Source organism: Pseudomonas brassicacearum (assembly GCF_003732225.1).
In the GTDB taxonomy this organism is placed as follows: Bacteria; Pseudomonadota; Gammaproteobacteria; order Pseudomonadales; family Pseudomonadaceae; genus Aquipseudomonas; species Aquipseudomonas brassicacearum_E.
Genome location: NZ_MOBJ01000019.1, coordinates 53,609 through 69,324 on the forward strand (window position 1 = coordinate 53,609; position 15,716 = coordinate 69,324).

At 59.4% G+C, this 15,716-nt stretch carries 10 protein-coding genes; 5 read left to right on the forward strand and 5 right to left on the reverse strand.

The genetic code is table 11. The annotated features are described in order from the left end of the window. The first annotated feature begins 730 nt into the window (after positions 1 to 730). Positions 731 to 2,707, forward strand: coding sequence for an autotransporter outer membrane beta-barrel domain-containing protein (locus BK659_RS23395; RefSeq protein WP_123427515.1), 1,977 nt, complete (start codon positions 731 to 733; stop codon positions 2,705 to 2,707). Positions 2,708 to 2,785: 78 nt separating this feature from the next. Here BK659_RS23395 and oadA read toward each other — a convergent pair whose 3' ends face one another. Next, a complete protein-coding gene (gene oadA / locus BK659_RS23400; RefSeq protein WP_123427497.1) occupies positions 2,786 to 4,594 on the reverse strand; it encodes a sodium-extruding oxaloacetate decarboxylase subunit alpha in 1,809 nt (602 codons plus the stop codon). Positions 4,595 to 4,605: 11 nt separating this feature from the next. Next, positions 4,606 to 6,021, reverse strand: a complete 1,416-nt coding sequence (locus BK659_RS23405) for an acetyl-CoA carboxylase biotin carboxylase subunit (RefSeq protein ID WP_020294870.1) — start codon at positions 6,019 to 6,021, stop codon at positions 4,606 to 4,608. Between the two features lie 189 nt (positions 6,022 to 6,210). On the opposite strand from BK659_RS23405, the gene BK659_RS23410 reads away from it, so the two are divergent. Continuing rightward, positions 6,211 to 7,173 carry a LysR family transcriptional regulator gene (locus BK659_RS23410; RefSeq protein ID WP_123427499.1) on the forward strand — a complete coding sequence of 321 codons (963 nt, stop codon included), beginning with the start codon at positions 6,211 to 6,213 and terminating at the stop codon, positions 7,171 to 7,173. On the opposite strand, the gene BK659_RS23415 is transcribed toward BK659_RS23410, so the two are convergent. The 3 genes from BK659_RS23415 to BK659_RS23425 all read right to left on the reverse strand — a co-directional run bounded on the left by BK659_RS23415 (position 7,115) and on the right by BK659_RS23425 (position 11,523). Further along, positions 7,115 to 7,324, reverse strand: a complete 210-nt coding sequence (locus tag BK659_RS23415; RefSeq protein ID WP_081013719.1) for a PA3496 family putative envelope integrity protein — start codon at positions 7,322 to 7,324, stop codon at positions 7,115 to 7,117. The genes BK659_RS23410 and BK659_RS23415 overlap by 59 nt on opposite strands. A gap of 226 nt (positions 7,325 to 7,550) precedes the next feature. After that, a complete protein-coding gene (gene hexR / locus BK659_RS23420) occupies positions 7,551 to 8,417 on the reverse strand; it encodes a transcriptional regulator HexR (protein ID WP_123427501.1) in 867 nt (288 codons plus the stop codon). Between the two features lie 235 nt (positions 8,418 to 8,652). After that, positions 8,653 to 11,523, reverse strand: a complete 2,871-nt coding sequence (locus BK659_RS23425) for a putative bifunctional diguanylate cyclase/phosphodiesterase (protein ID WP_123427503.1) — start codon at positions 11,521 to 11,523, stop codon at positions 8,653 to 8,655. 260 nt (positions 11,524 to 11,783) lie between these two features. Between BK659_RS23425 and uvrD the strand changes: the two genes are divergently transcribed. The 3 genes from uvrD (at position 11,784) to BK659_RS23440 (ending at position 15,618) form a co-directional block, all read left to right on the forward strand. Further along, positions 11,784 to 13,967: a DNA helicase II gene (gene uvrD, locus BK659_RS23430; RefSeq protein ID WP_123427505.1), complete on the forward strand. Its 2,184-nt coding sequence runs from the start codon at positions 11,784 to 11,786 to the stop codon at positions 13,965 to 13,967. 171 nt (positions 13,968 to 14,138) lie between these two features. Continuing rightward, on the forward strand, positions 14,139 to 14,579 hold the full coding sequence (locus tag BK659_RS23435; protein ID WP_123427507.1) for an EamA family transporter: 441 nt from the start codon (positions 14,139 to 14,141) through the stop codon (positions 14,577 to 14,579). A 178-nt stretch (positions 14,580 to 14,757) separates the two neighbouring features. Continuing rightward, a complete protein-coding gene (locus BK659_RS23440; protein WP_123427508.1) occupies positions 14,758 to 15,618 on the forward strand; it encodes a Tim44 domain-containing protein in 861 nt (286 codons plus the stop codon). Positions 15,619 to 15,716: the final 98 nt, after the last annotated feature.

Genomic DNA, 15,716 nt, shown 5'->3' on the forward strand with positions numbered 1-15,716 from the left:
TTTGCCATTTTGCGAGCGCTACGCACTCGAACGCAGGCTCGGCAGCTGCTACGGGGAATATGTTGAAGCTGAAGCTCCTTAACTTACCGGAAGGTCCGCCTCACCAATCTCCAAGGTCCCGTCAGCCAATCCTTCCTGAATGCTTTCGAGTAGAGCCCCGCGCTCAAGTACCCACACTCCCATGCTCATCGACTCCGAACAAATCCAGCTCACCCTCCGGCGATGCAACTTATTGCAGATATGGTTTCCAAGCCTTCGCAAATCGATACATCCGAGAACAGCGTAAGGAAAAACGTCAGTGCAAGGAGGTCAATGATCATTCAGCATCGTGAGCTGGTCCTTTGCTACAACCGAAGCTCCAGTGTCTTTCGATAGCCCCGGAAATGCCCGGCATCGGAGCATGTGCCCGGCCTTTTAGAGTTCGACCTCCCCAAGGAAGAGGTCGCATCCAATGCCCATTCTGCACACTCACCGTCCACATTATCTCGCCCTGGCTATCACCCTCGCCTTCGGCGGCATCGAAATGTCCCATGCTCAGCAAACAGAGTCTGCAGTTACCGAGACGAAGCCCCGCCCGGTTAAGGCCAAAAAACCTGCGAAACCCAAACCCGACGCCCAGAACTCCGCTGGGCAGCCTATACCTGACGTTCTCACCATCACATCGGTGGAGTCGATCACAGCCGATAACACGCAACCCGTTCCCGCTAATGATCCTCTGCTCGTCGAAACGATGTATGACGTAAAAGAACCCACGGCCAGTGAAGGATTGATCGCTGCACTGACACCTGAACTCCCGGCGGAAGTGACGACCAATGCCCACAATGTGAAGCAATACGACCTTGCCGAACCCTCGGTCCAGGAGTTGTTCCGCGCATTCGCCATAGCACCCACCACTTTTCACAGCCGAATCGCAACCGCCCTTGAGGCCACCGATGGCGTTGCCGCGAAGTACGGTGACGGCGATGACCTGATCGTCCTGACCAGCGGTGTTCGGCAGGAAGGCGTAATCGATGGCGGCGGTGGCTTGAACGGTTTGAAACTGAATGCCGTCGAGGGCGGCACACTGGGCGAAACCCGCAACTTCAGAGGACTGCTGGTCGAACAGGGTGTCTGGAGACTGACCGGCTCCGGCGACTTCAGTCATGGCGCCGGAGTTCTCAAGGACGCTGCCCTGTACAATCAGGGCAGTATCGCTGGCGATGTAGAGGTCGAATCCGGTGGCCTCTACGGCGGTGGCGGCTCAGTCAACAAGCTGTTTGTGTATGGCGGCTTGTCGGCCAATGCAGCTCTTGGCGCCGCCAAGGTTCGTCAGGATCTGTACCTGAACGAGGGCGCCGTTCTGTTCTATGACATTGACGCCGAAGGCCGAAGCGCTACCGTTGTTGTCGAGGGTACGGCAACCATCAGTGGCGCTACGCTAGCTATCAATGCGGCCAATGCCGATCACCCGCCGACCAGCGAGCATAGGGTGCTCCAGGCTGGCAACGTCGAGGGAACGTTCGCCACCGTCACCAACAACCTGGCGTACATGACGCCCACCCTGGCATACACCGACACCTCCATCGCCCTGACTTACGCCCGCAACGATATGTCGCTGGAAAGCGCCGCCACCAGCGACAATGCCCGCCAAGTGGCCAACAGCCTCGACTCAGATAAAAACGGCACAACGCAAACACCGAAGACCGTTGCGAACAATGCCCTGCTCACCAGCAACATCGCAACGGCCGCGATAGCGCTGGAGCAACTGGCCGGCGGCAGCAATGCCAACCTCGCCAATGCCACTTTGAGTAGTGTCCGGCCGGTCAGCGCGAGCATGCTTTCGGCCCTGCGCGAGCTGAGTAACGATGCGAGCCTGCAGGATCGTTCGGCAACCGGTCACGATACCAACGGCAGGGTCTGGGTTCAGGCGCTGGGCAACTCCGCAACCCTCGATGACAAACTGGACGACAGCGCATTGCGGCAACGCACTCACGGGGTTGTGGTGGGGGCCGACTGGTCACTCGACAATGAATGGCGCGTAGGCATACTCGGTGGCAAATCACAAACACGCCTGGACGGGGCGTTACTGGACGGCGATCTCGACAGCTGGCACCTCGGCGCCTATGCCTTGCGCCAAAGTGGTCCGCTGGCCCTGCGCTTCGGCGCTACCTACGGCAGTCATGACGGTACGACCAAACGCAATATTGCCTTCAGTCGTTACAGCGACAGACTCAAAGGCAGCTACGACGCCAGCAGCCAGCAGATTTTCGCCGAAGTCGGTTACAACCTGAGCAGTGGCGCCCTGCAGGTCGAACCTTTCGCAAGCCTCGGGTATGAACATTATCAACGCGACAGCTACCGGGAAAAAGGTGGCGATGCTGCGCTGAAAGTCGATGGACAAACCCAACGCAACTTCAACAGCATCCTTGGCCTGCGCCTGGCACACCGCAGCGACCTGGAGAACGGCATGAGCCTGACCCCGCGCATGAGCGCCGGCTGGAAGCACACCTACGGCGATGTCAGCAGCCATGTACGTCAGACTTTTCTAGCAGGTAGCGAGACGTTCTACGTCGAAAGTATTCCACTGGATCGCAACAGCCTGACACTGGAAGCGGGGTTGGATCTGAGGGTCTCGAAACAGCACTCTTTGAGCGTTGCCTACAACGGTGAGATGAGCAACAACAGCCACGAAAACGGCGTGATGGGTCAGTGGCGGATGAGTTTCTAAAACACTGACAACCGCGGACAAAAAAAAGGGGGGCACATGCCCCCCCGAGGTAAAAGCGTTGCAGTCGAGGCTGTTAAATCAGCCTTCGATCTCGATCAGGATCTCGCCCGGGTTGACCCGGTCGCCCTTGGCCACGTGGATGGCGGTGACTTTGCCTGCGATGGCCGCTTGCACTTCGGTTTCCATCTTCATCGCTTCGGTGATCAGCACGGCCTGGCCGGCTTTCACGGTGTCGCCTTCCTTGACCAGCACATCGACGATGTTGCCCGGCATGGTGGTGCTGACATGGCCCGGTGCGCTGGCTTGCTTGCGCTTGCTGCTGCCGCCGCTGACGAATTCGTTGAGCGGCTCGAACACCACTTCTTCCGGCATGCCGTCGATGGACAGGTAGAAGTGACGCTTGCCTTCGGCCTTGACGCCCACACCGGTGATGTCGACGCGGTAAGTTTCACCGTGAACGTCGATGACGAACTCGGTCGGTACACCTTCGCCACCCGCCGAGGTCACGCCACCGGCTTCTGGAATCGGCAACAGCACTTCCGGAGTCAGGGTGCCGGCTTCGCGTTCTTCAAGGAACTTGCGGCCGATGTCCGGGAACATCGCATAGGTCAGCACGTCTTCTTCAGACTTGGCCAAGGCCCCGATTTCGCCGCGCAGCTTGGTCATTTCCGGTTTGATCAAATCCGCCGGACGGACATCGATGACTTCTTCGCTGCCGATCGCCTGACGGCGCAGTTTCTCGTTAACAACACCTGGCGCCTTGCCGTAGCCGCCTTGCAGGTAGAGCTTCACTTCGTTGGTGATGGTTTTGTAGCGCTCACCGGCCAACACATTGAAGAACGCCTGAGTACCGACAATCTGCGAAGTCGGGGTCACCAGCGGCGGGAAACCGAGGTCTTCGCGAACCCGCGGGATCTCGGCCAGCACTTCGCTCATGCGGTTCAGCGCGCCCTGCTCTTTCAACTGGTTGGCAAGGTTGGAAATCATCCCGCCCGGCACCTGGTTGACTTGTACGCGAGTGTCGACGGCGGTGAATTCGCTTTCGAACTGGTGGTACTTCTTACGCACGGCGTAGAAGTACAAACCGATTTCCTGCAGCAGTTCCAGGCTCAGGCCGGTGTCGAACTCGCTGCCTTTAAGGGCGGCAACCATCGACTCGGTGCCTGGGTGACTGGTGCCCCAAGCGAAGCTGGAGATCGCAGTGTCGATATGGTCGGCACCATTTTCGATGGCCTTGAGTTGGCACATCGCGGCCAGGCCAGCGGTATCGTGAGAGTGGACAAACACCGGCAGCGACTGCTCGGTTTTGAGAGCCTTGACCAATTCGCCAGTGGCGTACGGGGTCAGCAGGCCGGCCATGTCCTTGATCGCCACGGAGTCGCAACCCATGGCTTCCATCTGCTTGGCTTGCGCCACGAAAGCCTCGATGGTGTGCACCGGGCTGGTGGTGTAGGCGATGGTGCCCTGAGCATGTTTGCCGGCAGCTTTCACCGCTTCAATGGCCACCCGCAGGTTACGCACGTCGTTCATTGCGTCGAAGATGCGGAACACGTCGATGCCATTCACCGCAGCCTTGGCGACGAAAGCTTTGACCACGTCGTCGCTGTAGTGGCGATAGCCCAACAGGTTCTGGCCGCGCAGGAGCATTTGCAGACGGGTGTTAGGCAACGCCGCGCGCAGTTTGCGCAGGCGCTCCCACGGATCTTCCTTGAGGAAACGTACGCAGGCGTCGAACGTCGCGCCGCCCCAGACTTCCAGCGACCAGTAGCCGACTTTGTCGAGCTTGTCGCAGATCGGCAGCATGTCGTCGGTGCGCATGCGGGTCGCGAGCAGCGATTGGTGGGCGTCGCGCAGGATTGTGTCAGTTACAAAGATCTTCTTGGACATTGTTGTATTCCTCACAGGCCTGCGTGGGCGGCGATGGCGGCGGCGATGGCCAAGGCCAGCTCTTCGGGTTTGCGCTTGATCGAGTAGTTGGTCAGCTCGGGATGGCTTTCAACGAAGCTGGTGTTGAACTGACCGCTACGGAATTCCGGGTTACGCAGGATTTCCTGGTAATAAGCAGCGGTGGTCTTGACCCCTTGCAGACGCATGTCGTCGAGGGCGCGCAAGCCACGGTCCATCGCCTCTTCCCAGGTCAACGCCCAGACCACCAGTTTCAGGCACATCGAATCGTAAAACGGTGGGATGGTGTAACCGGTATAGATCGCCGTGTCGGTACGTACGCCGGGACCGCCGGGTGCGTAGTAACGGGTGATCTTGCCAAAGCTCGGCAGGAAGTTGTTTTTCGGGTCTTCGGCATTGATCCGGAACTGCAGCGCAAAACCGCGGTGCTGGATGTCTTCCTGCTTCACCGACAGCGGCAAGCCGGACGCAATGCGGATCTGCTCACGAACGATGTCGATGCCGGTGATTTCTTCGGTGATGGTGTGTTCCACCTGCACCCGGGTGTTCATCTCCATGAAGTACACCTCGCCCTCGGCGAGCAGGAACTCCACGGTACCGGCATTCTCGTAACCCACCGCCTTGGCCGCACGTACCGACAGGTCGCCGATGTAGGCGCGTTGCTCTGGTGTCAGCTGCGGGCTCGGAGCGATCTCGATCAGCTTCTGGTTGCGACGCTGGATCGAGCAATCACGCTCGAACAGGTGCACCACGTTGCCGAAGCTGTCGCCAAGGATCTGCGCTTCGATATGCTTGGGATTGACGATGCATTTTTCCAGGAAGACTTCCGCCGAACCAAAGGCCTTGGTCGCTTCGGAAATCACTCGTGGGAAGGCTTGTTCCAATTCTTCGCGGCTGTTGCAGCGACGGATGCCACGACCGCCACCACCGGAAGTGGCCTTGAGCATCACCGGGTACCCGATGCGATCGCCTTCGGTCAGGGCTTCGGCGATGTCGGCGACGTTGCCTTCAGTGCCGGGCGTGACTGGCACGCCAGCCTTGATCATGCTGCGGCGGGCTTCGGTCTTGTCGCCCATACGGCGAATGACTTCCGCCGACGGGCCAATGAATTTGATACCGCGTTCGGCGCAGATATCGGCCAGCTCGGCGTTTTCCGAAAGAAAGCCATAACCTGGGTGCAACGCGTCGCAACCGGTTTCCACCGCCAGGTTCACCAGCTTGCGCGGGTTCAGGTAACCGGCCAGTGGCTCGGCACCAATGCTGTGGGCTTCATCGGCACGTTTGACATGCAACGCATGGCGATCGGCGTCGGAATAGATCGCGACCGAACGAATGCCCATCTCGGCGCAGGCACGTACGATTCGTACGGCAATCTCACCACGGTTGGCAATCAGGATCTTTTTTATCACTTGGAGGTTCCCTTGAGCCGGTTGCTACCCACGACCTTGGACTGGGTCGGCGCGTGACTAAATGTTTCAAGCCAGTCGCACAGTCACACTAGCCCGCTCAAGGGATTAACAAAAATCAATAATAATTGGGTCAGGCATAAGCAAAGACTTATAGTTGAACGACCAGCCTGCGACCAGAGTCCCTAGATAATGCGTAAGTCTTTGATGCGTATGACATTACGCCAACTTCAGATTTTCAATGAAGTCTGCGATTTGCGTTCCTACAGCCGTGCAGCTGACGAAATGTCGCTCACACAACCGGCCGTCAGCCTACAGATTCGTCAGCTTGAAGAGCTGATTGGTCAGCCTTTGTTCGATTATGTCGGCAAAAAGCTCTACATGACCGAAGCGGCTGAAGCGTTACAGCGCGCCAGTCGGGACATTTTCGGACGCCTGGAAAATCTCGATATGCAGCTCTCGGACATGCAGGGCTCGTTGCAAGGTCAGCTGAAACTGGCAGTGGAATCCAGCGCCAAGTACTTCGTACCGCACTTGTTTGCCGCCTTCAAGCGTCAGCACCCGGAAGTGAACCTGCAACTGACGGTGGTCAACCGCGGACAGGTGATCCGGCGTCTGTCCGATAACCGCGACGATCTGGTGATCATGTCCATGGTGCCGCAGGACATGGGCCTGGAGTTCTTGCCGTTCCTCAACAACCCGATCGTCGCCGTGGCGCCACCGGATCATCCGCTGTGCCACATGGGACCACTGCGCTTGCAGGATCTTGAGCCTTACACGCTGCTATTGCGCGAACCGGGTTCCGGGACACGACTGGCGTGCGAAGAATATTTCAAAGAGAAGCGCGTGCATTTTAACCAGACCCAGGAAGTCTCGTCGGCCGAAGCCCAGCGTGAATGCGTGGTGGCGGGTCTGGGCCTGGCCTTGTTGACGCGCCACGCCCTGAACCTGGAGTTGGCGACCGGCGGACTCAAGGAGCTGCCGGTCGAAGAGCTGCCGTTGTACCGCAGCTGGTGCCTGGTGCAGGCCAAAGCCAAACGCCTGTCACCGGTAGCGCATGCGTTCCTGGGGTTTATCCGCAGTGAACGGGTGCAGATCAGCGCGCTGGTTGAGCGTTTCGACGCGAAGCTGCCGGTGTTGCCTGCCAATAGTTGAGTTCCAGATCCGGATATTCACCGATCTCGGCCAGAAGCTGGCGGTGCTCGCAACGATCTTCAATTGCGCGGCGAAACGCCATGCGGCGCTGGTCTTCTTGCTGACGGCGGGTTTTGACTGCGCTGTTGCGTTCTTCGTAGTGCTGGGCCATTTCGAGTCTCCCAAGGCGAGTACGGGAGTTTCAAGATAGGCGCGGAGGATGACGGTTTGGCGGCGCGGGGATTACAGGGATGTGAACTTTCGGCGCTTTCGAGGACGCCTTCGCGAGCAAGCTCGCTCCCACAGGTTCTGTGGTGTGCGCAGGATTTGTGCAACACAGCCGATCAATGTGGGAGCGAGCTTGCTCGCGATAAGGTCGGAACGACCTTCCAGCAGGATCAATCGTCCAGCGCTTTGACCGATTTGGGCGACAGGCGCAGGCTGCGAAGGCTGCGTTTGACGCTTTTGAGGTGGTTGACCAGGCTCGGCCCACGCGCCATGGCCACGCCCATGGCCAATACGTCGATCACTACCAGGTGAGCGATACGCGAAGTCAGCGGCGTATAGATTTCGGTGTCTTCATGCACGTCGATCGCCAGGTTGACGGTCGACAGCTCGGCCAACGGCGTCTGGCTCGGGCACAGGGTGATCAGCGAGGCACCGCTTTCACGCACCAGATTGGCGGTGATCAACAGATCCTTGGAGCGGCCGGACTGCGAAATGCAGATCGCCACGTCCGTAGGCTTGAGCGTGACCGCCGACATCGCCTGCATGTGCGGGTCGGAATAAGCCGCAGCGGTCAGCAGCAAACGGAAGAATTTGTGCTGGGCATCCGCTGCAACGGCACCGGAGGCACCAAAGCCATAGAACTCGACGCGCTGAGCCTGCGACATGAGCGTCACAGCCTTCTGCAACTCCACCGGATCAAGCTTCTCGCGAACCTCCATCAGGGTGTGCAGGGTGGTGTCGAAAATTTTCAGACTATAGTCGGCGACCGAATCGTCTTCGTGAATCGCGAATTGCCCGAAGCTCGCCCCTGCTGCCAGGCTTTGTGCCAGTTTCAGCTTCAAGTCCTGAAAACCCGAACAACCGATGGCGCGACAGAAGCGCACGATGGTCGGCTCGCTGATACCCACGCTGTGGGCAAGATCGGCCATGGAACTGTGCATCACAGCCGCTGGGTCAAGCAGCACGTGATCGGCAACCTTGAGCTCCGATTTGCGTAACAGGTGGCGCGACTGGGCGATGTGTTGCAACAGGTTCAAAGGGCAGGACTCATTGTTATTGGCAGACGCCGGGGATGTAGCAAGCTTGTAGTTATACTACAAGAATTCGCTTTTTGCCTGCTCAATGCGTAACTCGATACCCCTGTTTTGGCCGAGCACGCCCCATGTAGCAGCTGGCGCAGCCTGCGTTCGGTTGCGCAGCAGCCGTAAAACCTGAGCTCGCGTTCGACGTCATTGCGACCGCTTCGCGCTCGGGCGCAGCCTTCGGTAGCGGCTACGCAAGTGGGTTATCGGCACGCAGTAGTTCAGCCACGGCAAACGCTTCCACTGGCCGGCTGATCAGGTAGCCCTGCACCTCATCGCATAACTCGGCCTTGAGGAACTCAAGCTGCTCCGCACGTTCGACCCCCTCTGCCACGACCTTGAGCGACAGACCGTGCGCCATGGCGATAATTGCCCGGGTAATCGCCGCGTCTTCACCGCCCTCGCCCAGCCCGCGGATAAACGCCTGATCGATCTTCACGTAGTCCACAGGGATACGCTTGAGGTAGCTTAGCGACGAATAACCGGTGCCAAAATCGTCGATTGCCAGTTTCACCCCCAGATCACGTAACTGCTGGAAGGTCGTGATGATGTGCTCGACGCTGTCCAGCAACTGACTTTCGGTCAGCTCCAGTTCCAGGTAGTGCGGCGCCAGGCCAGTTTCCTCAAGCACCTGACGCACCAGGCTGACCAGTTTGCCCTGACGCAGCTGGTGGACCGACAGATTGACCGAAACCCGAATCGGCTCCAGGCCCTGACGCTGCCACTCGCACGCTTGCCAGCAGGCCTGACGTAGCACGAACTCACCAATCGGCCCGATCAGCCCCGTCTCTTCCGCCAGACCGATGAAGTCCCCCGGCGGCACCCGCCCCATGGTCGGATGATCCCAGCGCACCAGCGCTTCGGCGGCGTTCAGGCGGCCGGTGGCGAGGCAGAGTTTGGGCTGGTAAAACACCTTCAACTGCTTTTCTTCGATGGCCTTGCGCAGCTGGTTTTCCAGTTGCAAGCGCTCAAGGGTGCTGGCCTGCAGGCTGTCGGTGTAGAACTGGAAATTGTTCCCGCCCAGGTGCTTGGCATGCTGCATGGCCATGTTCGATTGGCTGACCAACGCGGAAATTTCTCGCGCGTTGTCCGGCAACATGCTGATGCCCATCGACGCACTGACCACCAGTTCATGGCCGTCAACGGTCAGCGGCAAGCGCAGCTTGGTCGATAATCGGGTGGCGACTCGCGCCAGGCTCGACAGGTTGCCATAAGCGTCGAACAGCACCGCGAACTCGTCGCCGGACAAACGTGCAATGGTGTCCGCCTCCGGTAACGCGTTGACCAGACGCCGCGCCATTTTCTGCAACATCTGATCGGCGACTTCATGGCCAAGGCTGTCGTTGAGCAATTTGAAACGGTCCAGATTGATGTGTAGCAGCGCCAGACTCCGGCCGCCCTGCCGTACCCGTTGATGGGCCTCATGCAGGCGCTCGCGAAACAACGAGCGGTTGGCCAGCCCGGTCAGTTCGTCGTAATGGGTCAGGTAGCGCATACGCTCTTCGGATTCGCGCCGGGCTGATAGATCGGCGAAGAAGCCTACGATATGGCTGACATTTCCCCGAGCATCGCGCACTACGTTCAGTTGCAGCCATTGCGGATAGAGCTCGCCGTTTTTGCGCGCCTCCACCAACTCGCCCTGCCAACTGCCATGTTGCTCCAACGCCTGATGGATCGCCGGATAGTGCCGTCGCGCGTCACGACTGCACGGCAACTCGACCACATTGCGCCCCAGCAAGTCTTCAATCTGATACCCGGTGACCCGGCTGAACGCCTGATTGACCGCGATCAACGCGTAATCCGGGTCAAAAATCACAATGCCTTCGCTGGCGGCTTCAAACACCGTCGCCGCCAGTTGTCGCTGTTCTTCCAGGCCTTTGCTGGCGCTGATATCACGCCGGGTGCCGACCATGCGGATCACCCGTCCGTTGGCGCCACGCTCCACTGCGCGCCCACGGTCTTCGATCCAGACCCAATGACCATCGCCGTGGCGCACACGGTATTCGATCTGATAATCCTCGGTGCGGCCCTTCAAATGCTCGACCAGCGCCCGCCGTAGCGGCGGCAAGTCCTGCGGGTGCAGTCGCGGCTTCAAGTGGCTGAGCATCGCCGTGACGAATTCCGGCTCAATGCCAAACAACTCCTTGAGTTGGGTGTGATGCACTTCATCGGTTTGCAGGTTCCAGTCCCACAGCCCCAATTCACTGGCCTTCAATGCCAGCGCCAGCCGCGCTTCGCTCTTGCTCAAGGCCTGATTGGCGACATCCAGTTCGCGGCTACGCTGGGCGACCCGGCTTTCGAGCCCGACCTGGGCTTCACGCAGTTCTTCTTCGGCATGGCGGCGCTGTTCGATTTCCCGCGCCAGCTTCTGATTGAGCAGCTCGCTGCGACTTTGCGCCTGCTGCAAATGCTCGATCAGCGCCTGATTCTGGAAACGCCGCATCAAACCGTGCTGGATCAACCGGTTGACCTGCCAGGCGACCACACTCAGAGAACCCAGCAGAATCAGCCCGAGCCAGCCCCAACCCTGCTGCTGTTCATCGCCGCCCCAGAATAGATAGCCGATCGCCGGTAATAAGCACGGCAAGGTAAAGGACAGGAAAGCCGGCAAACTCACCGCGTAGGCGACGCTCGCCGAGAGAGTCGCCGCGCCGATCAGGCCGAACACCCAGGCTTGTTGCAGGAAGCTGTCAGTCGGTACCAGGGCAATGCCGGCGGCCGCCAGGGTCAAGCCGCTGATGGCCGAGCCCAGTAGAAACATTCGGCGCCAGACCGGCTGCGCCTGACGACTGGGCATCGCCGAGTCGAAGGCCGCGACCTGAATCACCCGCAACGCCACCAGCGACAGTAACCAGATCAGCCAGATGCTCACCAGGAAGTAGCGCTGCGGGCTCCAGAGCAACCCGGCGCACACCAGACCATTGATCAACATGAACAGCGTGGGCAGCAACGAGCCCTGATACAGCAGGCGCGTACGCTCGACCGCCATTTCCATGGCGTACTGTTTGCGGATAACCCGAGGTTCCACAAGGGGGCCCGACAGGCTTGAGCTGAGGGTCATAGGCAGTATTCTTGTTCTTATAATGGTGGGCGTGATGAGCCCGAAACGTCGACGGAGCATACACAAGCAATGGCCCGGACCAAACTGCTCCAGATCATAAAATCGACAAAACAAATGGCCCGTTGCCACCGCTCAAAACCACAGAAGCGCTGCCCATCAAGGCTTGCAACGAATGACTGACCGGTCGTCCCCGCGTATCTTTCATCGGTTAATGCAAAGCTCGGTTTGCCCGGTGTGGCGCGGCACCCTAGAATGCCCCGATGCGCGATGATCTCTCCCTTCTGCTGAACTCCCTCAACGATGCCCAACGTCAGGCCGTAGCTGCCTCCGTGGGTCGTCAGTTGGTCCTGGCCGGTGCTGGTTCCGGTAAAACCCGTGTGCTGGTGCACCGTATCGCCTGGTTGATCCAGGTCGAGAATGCCTCGCCACACTCGGTCCTGTCGGTGACCTTCACCAACAAGGCCGCTGCCGAAATGCGCCATCGCATCGAGCAACTGATGGGTATCAACCCGGCCGGCATGTGGGTCGGCACCTTCCACGGCCTGGCGCACCGCTTGCTGCGGGCGCATTGGCAGGAAGCCGGCCTGAGCCAGACTTTCCAGATCCTCGACAGCGATGACCAGCAGCGTCTGGTCAAGCGGGTAATCCGCGAGCTGGGCCTCGACGAACAGCGCTGGCCGGCCCGTCAGGCCCAGTGGTTCATCAACGGGCAAAAAGACGAAGGTCTGCGTCCGCAACATATTCAAGCCAGTGGCGATCTGTTCCTGGCCACCATGCGCAGCATTTATGAAGCCTACGAGGCCGCGTGCCTGCGCGCTGGCGTCATCGACTTCTCCGAACTGCTGCTGCGCGCCCTCGACCTGTGGCGCGACCATCCGGGCCTGCTGGCGCATTATCAGAAGCGTTTCCGCCATGTGCTGGTGGACGAGTTCCAGGACACCAACGCCGTGCAGTACGCCTGGTTGCGACTGCTGGCCAAGGGCGGCGACAGCCTGATGGTGGTTGGCGACGACGACCAGTCGATCTACGGCTGGCGCGGCGCGAAAATCGAGAACATTCACCAGTATTCGGCCGACTTTCCGGACGCGGAAGTCATTCGACTGGAACAGAACTACCGCTCCACCGCCGGGATCCTCAAGGCCGCCAACGCCTTGATCGCCAACAACACCGGACGTCTGGGCAAAGAACTGTGGACCGACGGCGGCGAAGGCGAAGCGATCAACCTGTACGCCGCGTTCAACGAACATGACGAAGCACGCTACGTGGTGGAAACCATCGAAAGTGCGCTGAAAACCGGCATGGCCCGCAGCGATATCGCGATTTTGTACCGCTCCAACGCCCAATCACGGGTTTTGGAAGAAGCTTTACTGCGTGAACGTATCCCGTACCGCATCTATGGCGGCCAGCGCTTCTTCGAACGGGCTGAAATCAAGAACGCCATGGCCTACCTGCGCTTGCTCGAAGGTCGCGGCAACGATGCGGCACTGGAGCGGGTGATCAACGTTCCGGCTCGTGGCATCGGCGAAAAAACCGTCGAAGCGATCCGCGACCACGCCCGTCACAGCGATGTGTCGATGTGGGAAGCCATGCGTCAGCTGGTGGCCAATAAAGGCCTCACCGGTCGCGCAGCCGGCGCTCTGGGTGCGTTCATCGAGTTGATCGAGCACCTGGCGACCACAACCGCTGAAATGCCGCTGCACCTGATGACTCAGACGGTCATCGAGCAGTGCGGCCTGATTGCCTATCACCAAGCGGAAAAAGGCGAGAAAGGCCAGGCGCGGGTAGAAAACCTTGAAGAACTGGTCAGCGCGGCGCGCAACTTTGAAAGCGCCGAAGAAGACGAAGACCTGACGCCGCTGGCCGCGTTCCTCGGCCATGCCTCGCTGGAGGCCGGCGACACTCAGGCCGACGAGCATGAAGACAGCATTCAGTTGATGACCTTGCACAGCGCCAAAGGCCTGGAATTCCCTTACGTGTTCCTGGTGGGCATGGAAGAAGGTCTGTTCCCGCACAAGATGAGTCTGGAAGAGCCCGGCCGCCTTGAAGAGGAACGCCGCCTGGCCTACGTCGGTATCACCCGGGCCATGCAAAACCTGGTGATGACCTACGCCGAAACCCGGCGTCTGTACGGCAGCGAGACCTACAACAAGGTTTCACGCTTCGTACGCGAAGTACCTAAAGGCCTGATCCAGGAAGTCCGGCTGTCCAACAGCGTCAGCCGTCCGTTCGGTGGCGGCCAGAAGCAAAGTTCGAGCAGCATGTTCGCCGGCACGGAAATCCCGGAAACCGCGTTCAGCCTCGGCCAGCAGGTGCAACACGCAGTCTTCGGCGAAGGGGTGATCCTCAACTTCGAAGGCGCTGGCGCGCAGGCTCGCGTGCAAGTGAACTTCAGTGAAGGCAGCAAGTGGCTGATGCTTGGCTATGCCAAGCTGGAAGCTATCTAAAAGCTTATCCGAAGAGCTTTTCTGTGGGAGCGAGCCTGCTCGCGATGAACGATGACGCGGTGCTCCTGAACTCCGCGGTGTCGCCATCGCGAGCAAGCTCGCTCCCACAGGGGCTCGTGTTGCATCCAATGTAGGTTCCCACAGGTTGATCTGATAGAAGGCGTAATAAACATGGGCTCAGGCTTCTTTTCTTCCTGGACATTCTGGGCTCTGTTGTCGGCGGCATTCGCGGCGCTGACCGCGATTTTCGCCAAGGTCGGCATCGAAAACGTCAATTCCGACTTCGCCACGCTGCTACGCACGATCGTGGTATTGGTCAGCCTGGCCTTGATTTTGTACGCAACGGGCCAATATCAGTCATTAGAATCGATATCCGCCAAGAGCTACCTGTTCCTGCTGCTGTCTGGCCTGGCAACCGGTGCCTCGTGGATTTGCTACTTCCGTGCGCTGAAACTCGGGCCAGCCTCGCTGGTAGCACCCGTCGACAAACTCAGTGTGGTGCTGGTGGCCGTGCTGGGCGTAGTGTTGCTGGGTGAGCGGCTCGACTTGCGCCAATGGGGCGCAATTGGTCTGATCACGGCGGGCGTGGTGATGCTGGCATTGCGACGTTAAGCAGCGTTCCTGCTGAACAAATCCATTTGTCCTACAGACAAAAGTACACACGCCTCCTTGTACCGACGGAGCTGAACGCAGCCTGTCAGGCAAAAGCCCGAAACACTCTGCCGCTAGCCAGTGTCACTTCACCTGTGCAACATGGCGCGCGTGCCATCCACAAATGGGAATTCCCTTTATGAAACGTTTTCTTAGCATCGCCCTGGCGCTGTGCATCGGCCTGACGATGAGCCTCGACGCCAACGCCAAGCGCTTCGGTGGCGGCAAAAGCGTAGGCGCCGCGCCTACCCACCAGACCAGCCAAATGGCCCCGTCCTCGCCTGGCATGGGTTCTGCTGCCGCGACTGCCGGTGCTGCGGGTGCCGCAGGCGCTGCCGCCAAAGCCGGCGGTGCTTCGCGCTGGCTCGGCCCTCTGGCCGGTATCGCTGCCGGTGGCCTGCTGGCCTCCATGTTCATGGGCGGCGGCTTCCAGGGCATGCAGATCTTCGACATCCTGATCATGGCGGTCATCGCGTTCGTGATCTTCCGCTTCATCGCCGCCCGTCGCCGCAAGCAGCAAGAGCACATGGCTCCTGCGGGTGCGCCAATGCAGCGTGAAGTGTACGAACAGAAGCCGATCTTCGGTGGTTCGGCTGCCCCTGCTGCCGCTCGTCCGGTGATCAACGCTCCGGCCTGGTTCAACGAAGAACGCTTCATTGAAGCCGCACGCAGCCACTTCCAGTCCCTGCAACAGCACTGGGACGCCAACGAAATGGACAAGATTGCCGAGTTCGTGACCCCGCAAATGCTGGAGTTCCTAAAGCGTGAACGCGCCGATCTGGGTGAAGGCTTCCAGTCCACCTACATCGACAACCTCACCGTTCAACTGGACGGCGTGGATGATCGCGCAGACAAGACCATCGCCACCCTGACCTTCAACGGCGTGTCGAAAAACTCGCGTTTCGACCAGGGTGAAGTGTTCAGCGAAAGCTGGAACATGGAACGTCCGCAGGGCGAAAACCAGCCTTGGCTGGTGGCTGGTATCCGTCAGAACGGCTAATACCGCCCTCGTTTCGCATGCTGTAATGAAAACCCCAGCCTCGGCTGTAATGCTGTTCACTTAAGCGGAGCAGCCTTACGGTCTACTGGAAAACGGGT

What these genes read in the sequence shown, in the direction of transcription:
- BK659_RS23395 (WP_123427515.1), top strand. Translation starts at nt 731, where the DNA reads ATGTATGACGTAAAAGAACCCACGGCCAGTGAAGGATTGATCGCTGCA.
- oadA (WP_123427497.1), bottom strand. Translation starts at nt 4,594, where the DNA reads ATGTCCAAGAAGATCTTTGTAACTGACACAATCCTGCGCGACGCCCAC.
- BK659_RS23410 (WP_123427499.1), top strand. Translation starts at nt 6,211, where the DNA reads ATGCGTAAGTCTTTGATGCGTATGACATTACGCCAACTTCAGATTTTC.
- BK659_RS23415 (WP_081013719.1), bottom strand. Translation starts at nt 7,324, where the DNA reads ATGGCCCAGCACTACGAAGAACGCAACAGCGCAGTCAAAACCCGCCGT.
- BK659_RS23425 (WP_123427503.1), bottom strand. Translation starts at nt 11,523, where the DNA reads ATGACCCTCAGCTCAAGCCTGTCGGGCCCCCTTGTGGAACCTCGGGTT.
- uvrD (WP_123427505.1), top strand. Translation starts at nt 11,784, where the DNA reads ATGCGCGATGATCTCTCCCTTCTGCTGAACTCCCTCAACGATGCCCAA.
- BK659_RS23435 (WP_123427507.1), top strand. Translation starts at nt 14,139, where the DNA reads ATGGGCTCAGGCTTCTTTTCTTCCTGGACATTCTGGGCTCTGTTGTCG.
- BK659_RS23440 (WP_123427508.1), top strand. Translation starts at nt 14,758, where the DNA reads ATGAAACGTTTTCTTAGCATCGCCCTGGCGCTGTGCATCGGCCTGACG.